Source organism: Yersinia enterocolitica, assembly GCA_002082245.2.
Classification (GTDB): domain Bacteria; phylum Pseudomonadota; class Gammaproteobacteria; order Enterobacterales; family Enterobacteriaceae; genus Yersinia; species Yersinia enterocolitica_E.
Window position 1 is genome coordinate 1,994,876 of the sequence record NBTC02000002.1, and the last position, 17,688, is coordinate 2,012,563.

Consider the following 17,688-nt stretch of genomic DNA (forward strand, 5'->3'; position numbering starts at 1 on the left):
TTATACGACTGTGTTGCATTAATAGTGGTAAGTCAGTAAATAGTGAGTACTTATCTTCATCACAGACTTTATCTATCAAAGTCCCAATCAATTTAGTACAAATTTAGCCCGATGAGAGCGAATGGGATATAGCAGGCTCTGTCGCATTAAGACGTTGTTAGGTAACATGCTGTTTTTTTGTGATGTTACCTGCCCATGTCTCTGATCCGAGACGCCTTCTATCGCCTGCATTATCCCGTCGATATTATTGCTCAGTGTATCCGCTGGTATTGAGCTGTTACAGATAATCCGCAAAGGACAACTTCATCATCCTACTGATGACCAATTGTCACCGGCAGAACAATTTTATCTGTTGGCGGCCTGAAAAATAGGCAGTGCTATTTTGCCGACCTCGCTCTGTTAATGCAACAAACCTACAAATATGGAGTAGTTTAATTTTCACGGCAAACTTAAACCAGAGCTAAACGAATGGGGGATTTACATATTTCGTATGAATAATCAGGGTAGTAATATTTTTAGTGAGATAATTCCAATTAAAATCAACGGCATTTCTTACCTGATAAGGAGTATCATCGCGACAGAAAAATCACGTTAATGATGCAATCCAAACTCGAAAAATTAAAAATATAACATCCAAGATTACAATAACAAAAAAATAGAAAGAATTACCAATCACATGTTCTGTTACTTTGTTCAAAAAATAAAATTCAAATATAATTTAGCATGTTAATTAATCACTCCATGAATTATCATCTTTAGTTAATAGATAATTCACTCATATGGAGAATGATAATGAAAATCTTGTTTATCGATGGGGCACAAAAATCATTGCATTATAACAATAAGAAAATTATGTTAACAGAAAAGGAATTTTTAATGCTAGAATTACTAATAAGTAAGAGAAAAAACAATAAGATACCTATAGATGAAATTATAACTCATGTCTGGAGCGGAAGAGAGAATACTATAGTTAAAGGCAATGTCTCACAGTTAGCCTATCGGCTAAGAAGTAAATTATCCGCCATAGGGGATGCTATCCAGATATCTATTTCTATGAATAGTGGTGGACATTGTAAAGTTCATCGAGATACGATAACCATTATCACAACAAATAATGGAATTCTCTGCTTATTGCTCAAATCTCTACTGAATGTTAACAAAAACGACGCCATTTAATCTTGGTTAGTTAGCCGGTAAGCAATCTTAAGACACTGACAATAACGACAGCTAAATTATAATTAAAGATGATCACAAGTAACAAATAGGATAAACATAAATAATTGCAAATGACTTGGATAGTATAGAGACTGCAAGATATTATTTGAAATCCAACAAGTACGAAAAATTAACATAAATCGACTATGATAAAAGAAGTATATTCATCCATTCGCTATGGACCAAGAATAAAGCTAAAATATATTTTTATATATAGACATGGGTCTGACTATTATTTGGCCCATGTGCTGAAGTAAAATCAACTACTCCAGTTACAGGTTAAGATAATTATTTATACTAATTTTTATGGTGAAATATAATGAGCAGACATTCGAAATCAGCCATTGAATATGGCTAATAAATGGAGATACATCATGTCACTAAAGCCCCCAGCAGAAACACAAGTTATTACGTGGGTAATCATCGGTGTCTTATCTGCCTGGGGAGGGGTGGTGAGATATCTAATAGATAAACAAGGAACCCGCTGCAAATGGAGTTGGATGGCTGTAATTAGCCAAGTAATAATATCGAGTTTCACCGGTTTATTAGGTGGATTATTGAGCTTTGAAAGCGGTGCTAGCTATTACATGACATTCATATTTTCTGGATTGTTTGGTGCAATGGGCAGCACAGCTCTGAGCTATATATGGCGTCGTTTCTTCAATCCTTCAGGGAGGTAAAATGAGTAACTTTATTCTTAGCCACATCAGTAAGAGTAATTTACGGGGCGTTCATCCCCATCTTATTAACATTGTGTATTTGGCACTTGAGATTGCAGATATAGATTTTTGTGTCATTGAAGGCGTCCGTGATATTTCACGTCAACGCCAAATGGTACTAACCGGTAAAAGCCAAACGTTAAATAGTCGTCATTTAACTGGACATGCTGTAGATCTTGCCCCATGGATAAATCAATCTATTCCATGGGATAACTGGAGTGCATTTAAAGTAGTTGCAAACGCAATGAAAATTTCCGCAGAAAAATTAAATATTCTCATAGTATGGGGGGGCGATTGGAAGACGTTAAAGGATGGCCCACATTTTGAACTCTCACGAAAGAGCTACCCATGATATTACCTATTTCAAAAATGTATAGTATCGGACTATTTCTAGCCATACTACTTGTTTGTGTATTATGGATACGCTATCAGCAACGAGCTTATAACCAAATTCAGCAAGATAATAAACAATTTAAAATGCAAAATGGCTTATTAAATAACCGGCTTTTACAACTAAAAAGTCAGGCTGAAAATTTAGCTTTTGTCATAACTAGACAAGCTCAAAATCAAACTGAATTGGAGACAAAAAATGATTTATTCCGTCAAAAGACTCGTACCGCTTTGGCGAAAAACTCTTTAGCTAATCAGCCTGTCCCAGTTGATGTTATTCGATTACAGCGCGAACTTATCGAACCAAAATAGCTATCCTTTCGAGCTTATTCCTCGCTCTATTTTTGAAAGAAGCGACGCACCACCATTCGATGTTGAGCGCTGGGGCAATTATCCAGATTATTTTTCCCGTCTATATCTAGCGTTGGAAAAGTGTAATCTGGATAAAGCCACTACCGCAGAGCTAATTTTTTCTGACATGAAACACCTAAAGTCCCCTACGAAAAGTCAAGAGTCATATCTTGCCCCTCTATGATGGCGAGATTCATATGTATTATGGTAATGAAAAATGAACTCTTGCTAGAGTTGTGGCCGTAATAATCATGAGCCAACAATGTTCCAATTTTCAATCAACATTATATTTCTCATTGCATTCTTTCAGAAAAAATCCAGTAATATAATCTCAGAGTTGAATCCCATTGGTTATTTATGGGGGTTTTATCTGTGCCAATCAGAGTAAAAAAACACATTGAATTATAGCAAGGTGTTCTATCAACTAATCAAATCTACATTGTCAGTAACTGGTTAACTTGCGACTAATTGTAATAAAAATTAAATTACCGCATTATGCCGAATCTATAAGTCAAAGTAATATAGCAGTAAGGTAAAATACATAATAAATAATTAAAATAAAAACATACAAATACTAATAACATTACTTTTAACCTAATATTGATTTTTTAATGAGTGACATGTTGAGTATTCTTCTGGCACCAACACTATGGTTGGCATAAAAAGAGGATGTAAAATATGAGCAAGGTAACTATCACTATCAATACCGATACAAATGAAGTAGACGTTAAAAACTTAACTGAGGCTGATACCGAGAATTTAACTTTGACCGCAGCACAAGCCAGAGCTAGGGTGCCAACTGAGGTTGCTCCTAACTCAAGTACCGAGGTCCTTTATCGCAGCACACCGATTATTCCTGAAAGTCGTCGAAATGTAATGATCACTAATGATGGTGCTGCAAATATAATTACAGCTCAATATTATTGGTCGCACAGCTTTACGAGTCAATGGTTCTTGTATACCTCTATTGACGTAAATGTCGGTGATTCTAAGTTATTAGTTTCACCATCTAATTCATTATATTACAGTAAGGTTGTTCTAATTAACAATACAAGCCGTAAGGCATATGTCACCGCTGAGGAAAAATAAACACCGCCTTAATATAAGGTAATTTATTTTTATAAAAAGGAAAATAAAACATTAACTGGTCTCACCTTCGCAATAGTTAAGGCCAAATATTTACTATTAAATTTTGACTTCTGCTTATGCAGAAGTGAGGCCATTAATTGTCTTTAATAAAGTAATGTCTTAAAAAGTGCGACATGATTTTTTATTTTAAACTTTAACTATAGGTATATTAAATGAATAACATTACAGAATATAGCAATACAGCGGCATTTGTTCCTTACAATGTATATGCTACTTCAGCCTTTGAATTTGACTGGGACTCCTCAGCAATTCTTAAGCAAGCAGTGCTTAAAGGGATATCATTCATTCCTTATGTCGGTGATTACTTATCCTCTATTATTGATTTCTTTTGGAAAGACCAAGAGAGGGATATCTGGCAGGAAATTTTGGGTCGGGTACAACAACTTATTGAAGAGAATGTACTTAAGGCTATTAAAGGTATTCTATTGGGTGATATTGCCGAACTTAAGGGGAAGATTGCCTCCGTAGTTGCAGCTTTGCAGGATCATCCTGGTACACCTGAAGCCAAAAGTCTATTTATGAGCGTATCGGTACATTTGGACAGTGTACAACGCAAGTTTACTACTTTTGATCACAAAACTAACTATCATATTTTGCCGATGTATTCAGCAACCGCGTTAATGCAAATAATGTACTGGACTATGGGCATTGAGCGTAAAGACGATATTGGACTGAACAGTAATGAAGTTGGGCAACTTCAACGAAATATTGATCTATTGGTTAAACATGTCGAAGGCTATATCCAAGGGATTTACGATACAGAATTAGAGATCCAATACAACGACTCTGCGCCTAATACTGTGGCTAACAATGTTATGTATGTACATGGCTACTGTCGGGTGCATGGCTTGGAGTACACCGAGATCATTCAAAATATCCAGAAAAATGGAAGCAATACGAAGGGACTGTATTTAAAAACACTGAGTTATTCGACCTTCTTTGGCTGGCCAACCAGTCAGGCACGAATTCTTGCATTAAAAGACGAAATTAATATGCCGGAGCCATTTAAGCCAAAATTAATAAATGGCCGTATAAACCAAATCAAGTCAGTTAAAGGTTTTATTCAACGTATCGGAGGCGCTTTACGGGTAGGTGGATTAGAAGTGACCTTTGAAAATGGTAATAAGTATCAACAAGGAACTGTTACCGGCGAATCTAGTTCAATTGACCTCAATGGGGGTGTCATTGAGACAATAGAAACCTGGGGTAATGGTGCTATTGACGAAGCCAAATTTACCCTAAGCGACGGACGTATCTTAACTGTTGGTCAGCGCTATTCAACAAACTACAGAAAGTTTGCGCTCGAGGGGAAATATATTTCTGGTATTTTTATTGCCAGCGATCGAAGTGAACTAGCCGGTCAAGCTGCAAATATTTGTGTTTCTTATCACCAAAAACAGTGAAATAAATAATTTAATCTATATAAAGCTGCATTTTTGCAGCTTTATCTTAAGTTAATTACAAAAGGAAAGTAAAAGTGAATAAAATACCTCTGGCTTTGTTTTTATATGTTTTTTGCATTTCAGCTTATGCAGTGAAAGAAACGAGTTCAATTTCAGAAACAAGTATTCCACCTGAAAGGAGTATGCAACATTCTGCGAGGAATAGTGAAACCTACACCTATATAAAGTGTGTCTATAGGAAAAATAAAGATAAAAATTTTGATGCAACTTCATCTTGGGAATGGGGACGGGCGGATAACGCAGCCAACAATTATGCTACAGTTAATGGTCATTGGTATTCTAACGCCATTCTAGCTAATATGTTTTATACAAAATCTAGCCACCAAGAAATAAAAAATGTTTGCATTAATACACTAAATAAAAAAGACATTAACTATAGTGACTTAATACCTTACGCATCTGATTACACTCTATCCTATTATTACTCATTCTGGAATGAAGGAAGTAATATTCCCTTAGTAGAAGTTGGCAAAGCGAAACTGGATAGAATGGTTGTTTTCGGTGATAGTTTATCTGATACGATTAATGTTTATAACGGTTCTTATGGAACAGTGCCAAATAGTAATACATGGTTTTTAGGGCATTTTTCAAACGGACTTGTTTGGCATGAATACCTGAGTAAAAAGCATATCAAGGTGCCAGGCTACACATGGGCAACGGGCAATGCAGAGAGTGGCAGTAATCTGATATTCTCAGGGTTTAGTCAGCAATTAGACTCATTTGAGTCTTATATGAAAAAATCTAATGGATATGATATTGGTCAAACTCTTTTTCTTGCTATGTTTGGCGGCAATGATTTTATCACGGGAAATAAATCACCTGATGATATTGTTAATAACTATAAAACCTCTTTAGTTCGATTGAAAAGTCTGGGAGCTAAGCAGGTTGCGATATTTACTCTCCCTGATTTCTCAACTATCCCTGCGGTTAAGAACTGGAGTCAGTCCGACAGAGATAAGTTAAAAAACAAATCCATTGAGTTTAATACGAAACTAAGCTCGTTAATTAATTCTTTAAAATTAACCTATCCTGATGTCAAATGGATTATGCCAGATTTAAATGCAGCTTTTGATAAAATAATCAAAAATCCCGCAAGCTTTAATTATGTAAACGCTAAAGATACTTGTCTGAATCTGAGAGATTCCAGTCTTGATTATATTGCAGGTGCATCACCTAAAGAGGAATGTAAAAATAGTAATGGAGCATTTATCTTCTGGGATAACATGCATACAACGACAAAAATGCATGAAGATATCAGTGATATTCTGGGTGATGAAATTAAATTTTTACTGTAAATGATCGTTAGCAATATAAGTAACCGTTATATAGAAATGGCGTATGTTCACTGTGGAGTGACATACGCCTCTTTATATTATTATAAAGGAGGAGTTGTATATAAATTATGATTATACACATGGCTATTCAAACCCTTGACGAATAGCTTTACGAAAGAAGCGCAATGCAACCGCAGAGTCCCGTTTAGCGGCCAGCAAAAGGTCGATGGTTTGACCTACAGTATCGACCAAGCAGTACAGATATCGCCACAGGCCTTTGATTTTGATGTAAGTTTCATCCATTCGCCACCGCCGACCTACTGTGCGTTTGTGTCGGCGAAAAACCTTATCTAACAGCGGCACCCAACGATGCAGCGTGGAATGGTCAACGACAATACCACGCTCTGCCATCATCTCTTCCAGGTTGCGTAAACTCTGTGAATAAGCCAGATACCAGCGGACACACTGAGCAATAATATCGACGGGATAATGCAGGCAACAAAAGGCGTTTCGGGTCAGAGACATGGGCAGGTAACATCACAAAAAACAGCATGCTACCTAACAACGCCTTAATGCGACAGAGCCATTTCATGTGGGGGTATCTCATCCCATTGAACCTCGGCTTCCCCCTATTTATACCCCCAACTATCTATAAAATTCAGTCGATGCGGATAAGCGTAGGGCCCTACAGGAGCGAAATTAAACGCATAACATACTGTTAAATAAATACATTTAATAGGTTCAATTTTTAAGATACCCCCAATGATACCCCCAAATAATTTTCCTTCCCCAAACCTGCACAAATAAACTACCAAGAATCGTGAAAGACGGTATTTGCTATCAGAATGATTTCATATCATCGCACTTCACTTTAATGGTTGTTATTTGACCACCAATTTAACAGTTGATTATGGATTCATAATCACAAATAAAATTTCTCTATATATAACCAGAAAGTGGTCGGTTCGGTAGGTTCAGTCGGTTCACAGACGCATTTATTTGATATATAAGACAAATTAATTTTAAATTGAACCGACCCACGGTAGGTTCATCTCTCTATAAAGTCGGTTCAATAGCTTGTTGAACTTCCTTCAACCTGAAGATAACCAAAAATAACTATTAATCTTCAATATGTTACTGTTTATCACTCATCTGATTGACTAAAAAAAACCCAATACCAACTTTATTAATATCCTCTATGTGTAAACTATAAAAGATGTTCACAAAAATCGTTTGTCAGAGAAAATTAAGAGGCAACATAGTTATGGATAACATTATTCAGTTAGTACCGTCACGTTGGGTTTCGGAATCAGTATTGATGGCTATAACTGGCTTAAAGAAAAATACCATTAAATATGCTAGAGATACTTCGTGGATGGAGGGGAGCGAGTACAAGCACGTTTCAGGGAATGGAATCCCTCACGAAACAGCGGCTTGCTTCTACAACCGTGAATTGGTTGATGAATGGATACAAAAAATGCCAAAAGCAATACGTCGTGAGAGAAAGCCCACTTAGATAGGGAAGTTGTTGGGTATAGAGTGACGCACAATTGGAGAAAGACATTGATTGTGTGGAATAGTTAAAACAAAGGTAAACAGATTACTGATTTCAGCTATAACCCTCTTCATACGGCCGGTGACCCATCGGCCATTATCCCCTCCCCTGATAAATCCCCAGTATTTGTCTTACCGCTTATTCGTTCTATTATGTTTAAGAAATATTTAAGTTTACTGATACAAAGGCATGAATAACTAACTCACTGGAGGATGTATGAAAATAAACAGCACCGTAGTTGTTATCGTCCTCATACTTGCTGCTTTTGTAGCTGGGTACATAGTGTCTGAGATGTTTGCCAGGTAACCCACTGCTAGCCCATAGATAGCTCAAGGAGGGATAATGGCATTTAACGATTTGGAATTTCACGCAGTCAAAAAAGAAGTATCCCAGTTTATAGATAGCATTAGGCCTCCCGCCAATGTTCGTGATGAGCTTGATATTATTTTCCACATCACCGACCAAAGCATTGAAATAGCTGAGCTGCGTTCAGTATGGCGTAGAGAGCCGGAAGAGAAAGTTGAGCATAGTGTGGCAAAAATAACCTATGCCCGGTCACAGAAAGCATGGAACCTATACTGGATGCGAGCTGATATGAAGTGGCATCTGTATGAATCAGTGAAAACTTTAGCTGATGCCCTCAAGATTGTGGAAGAAGATGCCAATGGCTGCTTCTTTGGCTAGCCCATAGAGGGGTGGGTAAACAAATACAGCGAATCTGGCAAAGACCGGAGCGCAAATTTATTTAAGGGGATACGACGTCGTATATTGACTGATGATGAAGGAAATTGAATGGAAAATTCAGGGTCTTTAATGCCTATATCCCCTTTTGCTAAATGGAAGGGTCAGATTGATCTAGGTGGTGAAAAGATTGATTGTTATGTTCTTGATGATGGAGAGAGGGTTATAGCTTTAAGAGCGACCGTTAAAGCTATCGCCAATGCAGACTCGGGAGACCTGGCTAAATTTATAGGCGTTTCATCACTAAATGACTTTATAAACAAAGACTTAATCCTGGCCGATCTAATTGAATTTTCAATACCTGGGACTCAACTCAAGGGGGCTGGATTAAAAACAGAACATTTTGAATTAATCTGTAGAGGATATGTTCAGGCTCTTTATAAAGGAGCACCTCTGACAGAAAGACAAAAAGAAATAGCAATAAAATGCGCGGTATTAACTGCGGGCCTGACAAGGACTGGTCTGGATGCGCTTATTGATGAGGCTACGGGATATCAATACGAGCGTGCAGAAGATGCCTTACAGGTTAAACTTAGAGCTTTTATTGCTGAGGAACTACGCGCTTGGGAAAAAACATTTCCAGACGAATTGTGGGAGGAGTTTGGCCGGCTAACAAACTGGAAACAATCTTTACATTTACGCCCAAGGTGGTGGGGAAAGTTGGTCCTAGAACTAATTTATGATGCGATGGACCCAGATGTTGCAAAGTACCTTAAAGAAAATAAGCCATCTCCATCAAAAGGCGTTAATTACCACCAATGGTTATCACAAGATATTGGTCTTAAGGCTCTCATTCCACACATTCATCAAGTTATTGGTATTGCTAAAACTTGCCAAACAATGAAAGAGTTAAGGGATAAAGTTGCTGCCTTCTACGGTAAAAAGCCAGAACAATTAACGATGTTCAACAGTATCCCAGAAAATTAATACCCCCACGCCTAACCCGGCCCCAATGCCGGGTTTACCAAACAAAACTATAAGATAAGTATCTGTTCTATTGCCGACGTCGCTGTCGGCTTTTTTGTGCTCATAGCTTGATAAGTTACAAAGTTGTTACCATACTAGATTGGCAATAAAAAATTGCTCCCGAATTTTTCCAGTTGCCCCTCATATTGCGGGGCTTTTTTTATGTCTGCAATCTGACAATCTCGCCACCCTACCCTCTAATCACCCTTATAGCCTTATGGTAAACCGCTGTTCTCATTGGATCTCTGTCAATGTCACAGTACGATACCAGCATTGAAATAATTTGATCTTTACTTGGCTCGTCACCATGCTTAATCAAATTAACCGTCGCTCTACCTATCACTACGCATACATCGCTATAACCGATCGTGTCCTGATCCATATCGCCTCCATGTAAGTGTTAACCAACCTAACATGACTGAGCGAGAATTTCGCGAAAGAACTCATACCATCAGACCGGGCCATTAAGCCCGGTTTTGTATTTTATAAGCCTGACAAATCACAATGATCGTTTTAACCGATCAATATCAATACATTGATCTGTCTAACCAATTTGCAAACGTGAGAAAAACAGTGGTGATCGGGGTTATAGAAGAATATATCTTTATACGATTCGAAGTACATGGAAAAAGAATAAGAAAAACTATATTATTTGATTATAAAAACATGTCATTATTTCAACCTCAGTAGAGAATCACCATGTTAATAACTTGTATTTACATATTGATAAGTTTAGGTTTCTTTAATACGCTAACATATATTTATTCTCCTTCGGGGGATAGAATATCCAATGGTGAAACTGTAGTTCTTGTTTTGGGTGCATTTTTGTGGCCAATTATGCTCATTGGCGCGCTTACAACATTTATATTCGCAGGCCCACTCCTCAGTTTATTCCGATATATCCGCCGATTTGAAAGTAAATTGAACAATTAGCCTTCCCTTTGATACTCCGGGCAATTAAGCCCGGCTTTTTGTTTTACTCTACCGTTATAATGGCTCAGGCAACCCATCACGACCATACGAACTAAGGCTTTCATAATATGCAAGCCACCTAGGATCGGATGCCTCCACATTCTCTTGAAATGGATAATACTCAGGGTCTTGAGGTGAAGAGAGGTAAGCAACAATAATCTCGTTTTTATCATCTGCAAATTGAACAATAATTAACATGATCCCACCATTAAAATGTGTATGTAGACACCGACAGGCCGGTGTTATCCAAGGTTCCACCCGCCTGTGAATAATTCCAGTAAATTGCCTGGGGTACATCTAAAGTCATCGCAAATGTTCCAATATTCTGATTTGTTGTAGCACTAAAAGCAGCAGACACTTGAATCAAACCAGCCGCGTTTGAATTTGCCGATAAAACAATAATTGAGCTATTCAAGCTTGCACCTGCAATCGATGCATAACCACTGACCTCAATCGCGTTTTTCGGTACTGCCGTAGCCAAACTTAATGATGTTGCTGTTGACGGTGGTGTTGTTGTTGTAATAACAACAATCCGGGGAATATTTATTTTTCTCCCGCGCTGGAACCCGATATTCAGCAACCGTGCTGCTGTTGTCGCCCACACAGATACAAGTGCTGATGCGGTATAGTTCGCGGGCATGATTCCGGCGCAAATTTCTGGAACAACAGCAGATGTTGCGTTAACAGCCAGCAGTGCAGAAGCTTGAGTGGTTGGGTTGTAAATCGCATATAGCGCTACAAATCCCGTTACAGGAGCGGTGCCAGTGTCCATTCCGCCAGCGCCAGTTGCCGCAAGGTTAATTGTCTTGCTAAACCCACTAAGTTTGTACTGCAATCCACCTAAAGCAGTTTGCACGATTAATTCATCCGCGGTGAATGTTGCCGTCGCAGATGCGGCTGTAACACTCATTTTTGCATTGCGTGATGTGCCAACAACCCCTGTTAATTGTGATAACCCTATCCCACCAAGGTTTGCAAGAGCACCAGCGGCAGCAGTTGCGCCGGTCCCGCCGCCAGAGATTGGGATAGGGTTTGCTGAGTTCCATGCCTCGCGCACAGTGAATACCCGAGATCCAGCCGCGCCGACTGAAATAACTTCATAAACTCTGTAGTTTGAGTTCGTGACTGTATGTGGTTTCAATGTAAAACAAATATAATTACTTGAATTTGCAATATAATTAACAGTAATGCTGACGGTTAAACCGCTTGGGTAAGTAACGCCAGAAGGCGCATTTAGCCAATTCACAGTCGAAGCAAGATAATTTGCACCCGATGTAAATGTAAAGTTCTGGAAGTCAAAGTTTACGATGGCTGGCTGAGTCGGCAAGCCAATGCCTATCCCCGTCAGACCAAGAGTTGCCAATTTAGATACAGCAGTGGCTACCTGATCAAATTTATTGCTGTCTGGTGTGATACCGGCAGCACTCAGTACGCTAATTAATTCACGCTGAATGGTATTAAACCACTCTGCCGGCAATATCGTTGGTGGTACCCCACCCGCAACATTGCCATCCGTAAACTCGCCATTAATGTCAGCGCGGGTATTCGGTATATCGCCAATTTTTTGCATAGAAAATCCTCGCCAGTCAAGGCGTTAAAAATGAATGAAGGGTAATTATTTAATTAACGTAGCCAAATTTAAGGATGGTATGAGAAGGGTTTAACACTGTTAACCGACATTCAAGCTGCTTATTTCCCCACGAACGCAGCGGATCACCACAATACGTTAAACCACACTGGGCATAATTTATGGTGGTTTCTGGTGCGGTAATCAGCCAGGTGAAAGGCCACTCGTCACCGTTTAAAGCATCACCACACACGGACATCCTGGCACAGGCTTGCCGGTATTGGGTGATAGCAATGGAGTAACCCAATGCCTCAGCAACACGAATAAAATAAGCAACAGACTGACCACCAATGCCAAACAGTTTAGATACTACGGCCCGCTGACGTTGGATAATGCTGTCAATCTCACCTATCGCACATAAATCAGGTAAACCAAGCGTCGCTTCCCATTCAGGCAGCATTGCCGTTGCTGTAGAGGGAAAAGCCGCATCGAGCAGATCACGGGCATCCTCATCACTGCGTTGGAAGGATCGAGCCAGTGCGCGTAACGTACTGGCTTGAACACCGTTAAGTTGCCGTGGCCAAACCAACCCGCCCGGCATCAGTGCCTGAAGCGCTGCGGTATATTCATTCACAGAATAACGGCTCATAGGTAGATCACCGTGCCCCGGACAGGTAATTTACCGGTTTCAAGCTGAATATTAGTCGTCGGAGAGTCGAGAATAAAACCACTGGTCCCTGTCACATCGCCGATGGCCAGCAGCAGTGACGACAGTAAGATTTTCCCACCCGGCTCACCCTCAGTAAAAAACACCTCATCAATAGCCGTATTTATTGCCGTGGTAGTTTCACTGGATGCCGCAGGAATACCACTGATAACAAAATTCACGGGCGCGGCAACCGGCGCACAAACATAGATGATGGCGATAATGGGCTGTAAGGGATAGATATGATCTGCAACTCGCCCCTGATCGCCGGTCGCTTTCACCGCCCCCCATTCTTCAAGCTGAGATACGCCGTCAGTCCCAACAGGAAAGCCGCCAGATTCATTGCCATCGCACATGATATAAATACCAACCGTACCAACCCCCTGTAAGCGGCGTTTAACCCAGCATCGAGTAATACCTGGTACTGACAACGCCCAGCCGCGATAATCAGTATCGTTACCGCCTTGAGGGGTGTTTTGATAGGCCAGCAACATACGGGAACGAAAAGCATCTTCTGACTCAATATCAGCGCCGCCAGATATCTTAACTGTTGCGGTGGCCACTGACAGGACACCATCAATTGCAACGTCGAGTGTAAGAGACGTTCCGGCATCCGCATTCCCCGCAATACCGCCGCCAGTAGTGTCATCTAATACACTGGGGAGTACAGCAGTGATTGAACCGGTGGCTGTACCACTAGCCCCCAGAGTTACCTCATGATCGAGGCGATATTGATAACCATCGGCCCGATTTAAAAGGCTCCCAGCGGTAATCACACGACCTGTAGTGCCACTAAATTCGATGGTAGGAGAAGTTGCAGGGTTGGCGGGTTTGCGGAAAACATCTTTCAACGCGGCCCACGCGGCAAGATATTCGTCAGTGGCATTATAAGGCGTGGATTGCAGCGCGATATAATCCAGATAACCATAATGTAAATGCGCCATTCCGGCATCAGCATCACTGATCACACCGATATTGGAGAAGCGCAATAAATTACCGCCCGTCTTGAGTTCTGATTGAATATAAGACAGGTTGCGCTGGCGCAGTTCGCTTAATGTGGGGCGATTAAATGGCATGTATTAGGTCTCCCATACCCATGAGAATTTAACTGAAGCCTGTGCTTTAGCCGGTTGTTGATAGCTGATGATCAGATTCAGTCGGTTGGGATACATTATCTGAGCATTGGCGCTTATTGCGGTCACTACACCATCATCAAGTAACCAAGCTACGGCTTCATTGGCGTAGTCCTCAGCCTTTAACGCGACTTTAGTCGTGAGTTTTTCGCGGCGAAGCAACCACAAACGAGAGCCTATCGGATACTCTGAGCCGGTATCACCCCACCACCCGCGCCGATCGTCGCCGTCGATAGCGTCATCAGAACGGGCCAACCGGTCCGTGAACAGGCTAATTAAAATGGCAGTCTCTAAATCATCACCCTCCAGCAACCCACCGCCGCCGGTTTGCCAGTCGCCCAGCAATTTGTCCGGTTCCCAGACTGTTTTGATATCTGTTGTCATTCAACCACCTTGTCCGTCACTTCACTGGTTAATGTCGAGCTACCACCCTGAACATTTTTAAGTTGGTGATTGTGGGTGTTATAGGCTTCGCGCAGGGTTTTCAGTGTGGTGCTATTGCTGTCTGCGTTATCGACAATATCGCCGCTAACCTCTAATAACGGCGTATTTAACCGTACTTTTCCCGAGGCATTAATCGTCACCTCAGTCGCATTATTAACCGTGACCGGCTGGCCATTGGCTTCAATAATAATGCCGTTTTCGGTTAACTTGACGTATTGCCCCCATTGCGAATAAATCACCGTTTCACCCGTATTGAGTCCGGTGTGGCGAAAAGACTGATGATTTGAGCCAATAATGACTGCACTTGACCTGTCCCCACCTAAAAAACCAATAACCACATCAGTATTGGCGGGAAGTCCTGATGAAAAACCGAACTCAGCCAGCCTCGGGGTATCACTACGAACTTCTAAAGGGGTTTGATATTGGACGGTCTGAACGGTGCCACCATCATTGCTGCCCGTCACCCGCCCCACCCCGATCATCATTTTTATTTGCCGGTATAACTTGGCGAGTTGCCCTGAGTCGCTCATTACTGGTTTAACTCCATAAGATTTGAATAAAACTGATAAGGTTGGACGGTAAAGGCTTCGGGGGGCATCAGGACCATTTGCGCAGCAGTGCCGTGATCGTCTTTGAGGTAGGTCACCTCCGATAGCAGCCAGAGTTCATCCTTTAAACCAAAAACAGGTAAATCAATGGGGATCAGCGTGTTAGGTTCCCACAGTTTTCCGTCGTTATCCCGCCAGCTATCGACCGTCACCAACAGCTCTTTAGAGCGTCCATAACGGCGGTTCATTTCCCAATCAATACATTGCTGAGCCAGCTTTAGGGCTTTCATGGTACTTTCAACAATGATAATGCGGTTTCGATAGCGCATTTGGGCTGCTTCAGGATCGCGGCTTCGCGCTAACGTAACTGAACCGTATCCCGCATCCTGAACCTGCTCCTGAAGTTGACTAACAGACATCGAAACGCCGATATAGTCAGAAAATCGTTGGTCCATTCCCGAGTTATACGCAGCGTCTTCAATATTGATGCCCTGCGCTACCCCGCTGCCTGCTTTTAGCGTCCCCACCCGAGTTAGATATAAACTGCCATCGGGTAGATCGTAATACAGCAATGCCGCCCAGCGCGTGATACGGTCAATAATTTCCTGAGAGGACTCCCCCCAGTTCAATGTAAATTGGGGAACAATATCGAGGTCGGTAACATCACTGGACACCGTAATGCCGTAGGGCATCGCTAACCGTTGAGCTATCTGTAGCGCTGTCGATTGGCTGATCACATTGTTTGGCCACTCTGCGGAGCAATCAACCAAGTCCTGGCACTTACTCCGCCCCGTCGCCCTCACTTCGCGGCGGTTACGGCTGATCATCGGTGCCCAACGGTCGATATACCCGGTGAGCACCACATCATCCCCCAAATTAACCACACAGGGGTCGCCGGGATTGACCCACTGCTGGTTATCACTCCCCGGATAAAGGTCCATCAATGACAGGCTGAAATCGCTGGGTAACCTTTCTATGCTGCGCGTGACCCGTATATTATCCCAACCGGTAATCAGCTTATTGCCAATGCGTAGTGTCAGATCATCACTCATGAGTTCAGCGCCTTAAATCGGACAGGCATAAATGCCGGGTGAACGGGGTTGGCCATTTTCACCAACGCGTCACCCCGTCGTGCATCCTGATAGAGCCGATTGGCAAGATTGAGTGCGGGTAATGATCGGTTAAAATTGACTGTCTCAACGCGAGACAGGTTCGCGCCGGTCTGCTGCAACAGCGTGACGATTGAACCGCACAAGTCGTTTAGTGCCTGGTATACCTCGTCATTACCCCTGTCAGCCGCAGAAAGCGCCGCACTGTCTACAACATCACAGACCCGCGTCAATATATCGACCGCATCGTCGTAGCTTTCAGGTTGATATTGCGAAGCAGCAAACACCATCGCACCGGCGCACAACACAATAATGAGTTGGTAGTTGGCGGCTGCGGTATTGCTGTCACTGGGATTGGGTCGAAAAGTATTGTCATTAACTTCCGTTAATTCTTGCATCATACGGATTAAATCAAGGGTACTGGCTCCGCTGGCCAATATGGCATTCACGACCGCAAGAGCAGCATTCGCATGCCCTTCAACTGTAGCGGCTGTTCGTAATGCCTCCGTGGCCTTGTTGACTGACTCCCGCCCCTCAACTGATACCGCCATTCTTTGTGCCACCAGCGCGGATAGATTGGCCGTGTCATTTTGTGTACTAATGGATGCAGTCGCACCCGACACGCTGCCGCCAACCGTGCCGTGGTTGTAGCGGCCATAACGATCCCGGCCTAATGTAGAGCGGAGCACATTGCCAAGGTTTGTTGCCTCGCTGGTCGTTGAATTCACCATATTGACCCAGAATGCAGCCGTACTTTTCAGCGTTCTGATGGTTTGAGTGACAGAGCGGATCTCGCCTTTTACCGTGGCGATAAATGTCGCAACGGATTTGGACGCCAAACCAAACCATGACGACTGAATAGACGAAACGGCATCTGCTGAACTGGTAACAGAGAACACCCGTAAACCTGACTCAATGATGGTCAACGTAAATTCAAAAACACGCCCTGACTCAGCCCCTTCATTCAAACGAAGACCACTTTCAGGAATACTGACCGTCATTTCACCCAGCGTTGGGTGTACTAATGTTCCCGCATCCGGCATTTCACAGGCAGCAATCAGTGAATCACGCTGAGTCATGACGTCAGGCGCGTTATAAAGTCCACTACTCTGAATAAGAAAACCACGGATAGTCAGGCGGCGAGTCGCGCGGCCCAAATCCTCAATCCATGCTGTATCGCGATAAGGGTATTCATGAATGGCCTGACGACGACCGAATACACCCTCGGCACTCATAACCGCAAAGGGAACGCCCCGAAATGATGCAGGGTGTAGATGCTCGGACCACTGCCAACTATCACCGCCCGTACCTAATAAATCAGAAAGTGCATTACCTATCAGAGACATTTATTCCCCCTTAAAGTAAAAAACCCCGCCAGAGGCGAGG

The 17,688-nt window shown here is 42.0% G+C and carries 19 protein-coding genes and 3 pseudogenes; 12 read left to right on the forward strand and 10 right to left on the reverse strand.

The genetic code is table 11. From position 1 onward, the window contains the following. Nucleotides 1-195 precede the first annotated feature (195 nt). The 9 genes and pseudogenes from A6J66_010550 (at nucleotide 196) to A6J66_010590 (ending at nucleotide 6,582) form a co-directional block, all read left to right on the forward strand. Nucleotides 196-270 (forward strand): annotated as a pseudogene (locus A6J66_010550) (IS6 family transposase). After that, nucleotides 257-364, forward strand: a pseudogene (locus A6J66_010555) (IS6 family transposase). The pseudogenes A6J66_010550 and A6J66_010555 overlap by 14 nt, the downstream one beginning before the upstream one ends. Before the next feature lie 422 nt (nucleotides 365-786). Next, on the forward strand, nucleotides 787-1,176 hold the full coding sequence (locus tag A6J66_010560) for a hypothetical protein (GenBank protein ID PNM24581.1): 390 nt from the start codon (nucleotides 787-789) through the stop codon (nucleotides 1,174-1,176). A 413-nt stretch (nucleotides 1,177-1,589) separates the two neighbouring features. Further along, complete coding sequence (locus tag A6J66_010565) at nucleotides 1,590-1,895, forward strand: holin (protein PNM24582.1); 306 nt, start codon at nucleotides 1,590-1,592, stop codon at nucleotides 1,893-1,895. 1 nt (nucleotide 1,896) lies between these two features. Continuing rightward, a complete protein-coding gene (locus A6J66_010570; GenBank protein ID PNM24583.1) occupies nucleotides 1,897-2,286 on the forward strand; it encodes a peptidase M15 in 390 nt (129 codons plus the stop codon). Further along, entirely contained in the window at nucleotides 2,283-2,636 is a 354-nt protein-coding gene (locus tag A6J66_010575) for a DUF2570 domain-containing protein (protein ID PNM24584.1), read from the forward strand. The genes A6J66_010570 and A6J66_010575 overlap by 4 nt, the downstream gene beginning before the upstream one ends. Before the next feature lie 717 nt (nucleotides 2,637-3,353). Next, complete coding sequence (locus tag A6J66_010580; protein ID PNM24585.1) at nucleotides 3,354-3,764, forward strand: hypothetical protein; 411 nt, start codon at nucleotides 3,354-3,356, stop codon at nucleotides 3,762-3,764. A gap of 212 nt (nucleotides 3,765-3,976) precedes the next feature. Beyond that, a complete protein-coding gene (locus A6J66_010585; GenBank protein ID PNM24586.1) occupies nucleotides 3,977-5,227 on the forward strand; it encodes a hypothetical protein in 1,251 nt (416 codons plus the stop codon). 74 nt (nucleotides 5,228-5,301) lie between these two features. Beyond that, on the forward strand, nucleotides 5,302-6,582 hold the full coding sequence (locus A6J66_010590; protein ID PNM24587.1) for a thermolabile hemolysin: 1,281 nt from the start codon (nucleotides 5,302-5,304) through the stop codon (nucleotides 6,580-6,582). Nucleotides 6,583-6,717: 135 nt separating this feature from the next. On the opposite strand, the pseudogene A6J66_010595 reads toward A6J66_010590, so the two are convergent. Beyond that, a pseudogene (locus A6J66_010595) lies at nucleotides 6,718-7,086 on the reverse strand (IS6 family transposase). A 739-nt stretch (nucleotides 7,087-7,825) separates the two neighbouring features. On the opposite strand from A6J66_010595, the gene A6J66_010600 reads away from it, so the two are divergent. The 3 genes from A6J66_010600 to A6J66_010610 all read left to right on the forward strand — a co-directional run bounded on the left by A6J66_010600 (nucleotide 7,826) and on the right by A6J66_010610 (nucleotide 9,784). Next, complete coding sequence (locus tag A6J66_010600; protein ID PNM24588.1) at nucleotides 7,826-8,077, forward strand: DNA-binding protein; 252 nt, start codon at nucleotides 7,826-7,828, stop codon at nucleotides 8,075-8,077. Between the two features lie 381 nt (nucleotides 8,078-8,458). Next, nucleotides 8,459-8,800 (forward strand): DUF3024 domain-containing protein, encoded by a 342-nt coding sequence (locus tag A6J66_010605; GenBank protein ID PNM24589.1) that lies wholly within the window; start codon nucleotides 8,459-8,461, stop codon nucleotides 8,798-8,800. A gap of 108 nt (nucleotides 8,801-8,908) precedes the next feature. Continuing rightward, complete coding sequence (locus tag A6J66_010610) at nucleotides 8,909-9,784, forward strand: hypothetical protein (protein ID PNM24590.1); 876 nt, start codon at nucleotides 8,909-8,911, stop codon at nucleotides 9,782-9,784. 229 nt (nucleotides 9,785-10,013) lie between these two features. Here A6J66_010610 and A6J66_010615 read toward each other — a convergent pair whose 3' ends face one another. The 9 genes from A6J66_010615 to A6J66_010655 all read right to left on the reverse strand — a co-directional run bounded on the left by A6J66_010615 (nucleotide 10,014) and on the right by A6J66_010655 (nucleotide 17,648). Next, nucleotides 10,014-10,205: a DUF2767 domain-containing protein gene (locus A6J66_010615; GenBank protein ID PNM24591.1), complete on the reverse strand. Its 192-nt coding sequence runs from the start codon at nucleotides 10,203-10,205 to the stop codon at nucleotides 10,014-10,016. 605 nt (nucleotides 10,206-10,810) lie between these two features. After that, the gene (locus A6J66_010620) at nucleotides 10,811-10,993 is read right to left on the reverse strand and encodes a hypothetical protein (protein ID PNM24592.1); all 183 of its coding nucleotides are present in this window, start codon (nucleotides 10,991-10,993) and stop codon (nucleotides 10,811-10,813) included. Nucleotides 10,994-11,003: 10 nt separating this feature from the next. Further along, nucleotides 11,004-11,705 carry a phage tail protein gene (locus tag A6J66_010625; protein ID PNM26976.1) on the reverse strand — a complete coding sequence of 234 codons (702 nt, stop codon included), beginning with the start codon at nucleotides 11,703-11,705 and terminating at the stop codon, nucleotides 11,004-11,006. A gap of 709 nt (nucleotides 11,706-12,414) precedes the next feature. After that, entirely contained in the window at nucleotides 12,415-13,011 is a 597-nt protein-coding gene (locus tag A6J66_010630; protein PNM24593.1) for a DUF2313 domain-containing protein, read from the reverse strand. Then, entirely contained in the window at nucleotides 13,008-14,144 is a 1,137-nt protein-coding gene (locus A6J66_010635) for a phage baseplate protein (GenBank protein ID PNM24594.1), read from the reverse strand. Before A6J66_010635 ends, A6J66_010630 begins: the two co-directional genes overlap by 4 nt. 3 nt (nucleotides 14,145-14,147) lie before the next feature. Further along, complete coding sequence (locus A6J66_010640; protein ID PNM24595.1) at nucleotides 14,148-14,585, reverse strand: hypothetical protein; 438 nt, start codon at nucleotides 14,583-14,585, stop codon at nucleotides 14,148-14,150. Then, nucleotides 14,582-15,175 carry a baseplate assembly protein gene (locus A6J66_010645; protein PNM24596.1) on the reverse strand — a complete coding sequence of 198 codons (594 nt, stop codon included), beginning with the start codon at nucleotides 15,173-15,175 and terminating at the stop codon, nucleotides 14,582-14,584. The genes A6J66_010640 and A6J66_010645 overlap by 4 nt, the downstream gene beginning before the upstream one ends. Beyond that, on the reverse strand, nucleotides 15,175-16,245 hold the full coding sequence (locus A6J66_010650) for a phage tail protein (GenBank protein PNM24597.1): 1,071 nt from the start codon (nucleotides 16,243-16,245) through the stop codon (nucleotides 15,175-15,177). Before A6J66_010650 ends, A6J66_010645 begins: the two co-directional genes overlap by 1 nt. Beyond that, nucleotides 16,242-17,648, reverse strand: coding sequence for a hypothetical protein (locus tag A6J66_010655; GenBank protein ID PNM24598.1), 1,407 nt, complete (start codon nucleotides 17,646-17,648; stop codon nucleotides 16,242-16,244). The genes A6J66_010650 and A6J66_010655 overlap by 4 nt, the downstream gene beginning before the upstream one ends. Nucleotides 17,649-17,688: the final 40 nt, after the last annotated feature.

What these genes read in the sequence shown, in the direction of transcription:
- A6J66_010605 (PNM24589.1), top strand. Translation starts at nt 8,459, where the DNA reads ATGGCATTTAACGATTTGGAATTTCACGCAGTCAAAAAAGAAGTATCC.
- A6J66_010565 (PNM24582.1), top strand. Translation starts at nt 1,590, where the DNA reads ATGTCACTAAAGCCCCCAGCAGAAACACAAGTTATTACGTGGGTAATC.
- A6J66_010650 (PNM24597.1), bottom strand. Translation starts at nt 16,245, where the DNA reads ATGAGTGATGATCTGACACTACGCATTGGCAATAAGCTGATTACCGGT.
- A6J66_010635 (PNM24594.1), bottom strand. Translation starts at nt 14,144, where the DNA reads ATGCCATTTAATCGCCCCACATTAAGCGAACTGCGCCAGCGCAACCTG.
- A6J66_010585 (PNM24586.1), top strand. Translation starts at nt 3,977, where the DNA reads ATGAATAACATTACAGAATATAGCAATACAGCGGCATTTGTTCCTTAC.
- A6J66_010620 (PNM24592.1), bottom strand. Translation starts at nt 10,993, where the DNA reads ATGTTAATTATTGTTCAATTTGCAGATGATAAAAACGAGATTATTGTT.
- A6J66_010600 (PNM24588.1), top strand. Translation starts at nt 7,826, where the DNA reads ATGGATAACATTATTCAGTTAGTACCGTCACGTTGGGTTTCGGAATCA.
- A6J66_010640 (PNM24595.1), bottom strand. Translation starts at nt 14,585, where the DNA reads ATGACAACAGATATCAAAACAGTCTGGGAACCGGACAAATTGCTGGGC.
- A6J66_010615 (PNM24591.1), bottom strand. Translation starts at nt 10,205, where the DNA reads ATGGATCAGGACACGATCGGTTATAGCGATGTATGCGTAGTGATAGGT.
- A6J66_010630 (PNM24593.1), bottom strand. Translation starts at nt 13,011, where the DNA reads ATGAGCCGTTATTCTGTGAATGAATATACCGCAGCGCTTCAGGCACTG.
- A6J66_010560 (PNM24581.1), top strand. Translation starts at nt 787, where the DNA reads ATGATAATGAAAATCTTGTTTATCGATGGGGCACAAAAATCATTGCAT.
- A6J66_010575 (PNM24584.1), top strand. Translation starts at nt 2,283, where the DNA reads ATGATATTACCTATTTCAAAAATGTATAGTATCGGACTATTTCTAGCC.
- A6J66_010625 (PNM26976.1), bottom strand. Translation starts at nt 11,705, where the DNA reads ATGAGTGTTACAGCCGCATCTGCGACGGCAACATTCACCGCGGATGAA.
- A6J66_010645 (PNM24596.1), bottom strand. Translation starts at nt 15,175, where the DNA reads ATGAGCGACTCAGGGCAACTCGCCAAGTTATACCGGCAAATAAAAATG.
- A6J66_010610 (PNM24590.1), top strand. Translation starts at nt 8,909, where the DNA reads ATGGAAAATTCAGGGTCTTTAATGCCTATATCCCCTTTTGCTAAATGG.
- A6J66_010655 (PNM24598.1), bottom strand. Translation starts at nt 17,648, where the DNA reads ATGTCTCTGATAGGTAATGCACTTTCTGATTTATTAGGTACGGGCGGT.
- A6J66_010580 (PNM24585.1), top strand. Translation starts at nt 3,354, where the DNA reads ATGAGCAAGGTAACTATCACTATCAATACCGATACAAATGAAGTAGAC.
- A6J66_010570 (PNM24583.1), top strand. Translation starts at nt 1,897, where the DNA reads ATGAGTAACTTTATTCTTAGCCACATCAGTAAGAGTAATTTACGGGGC.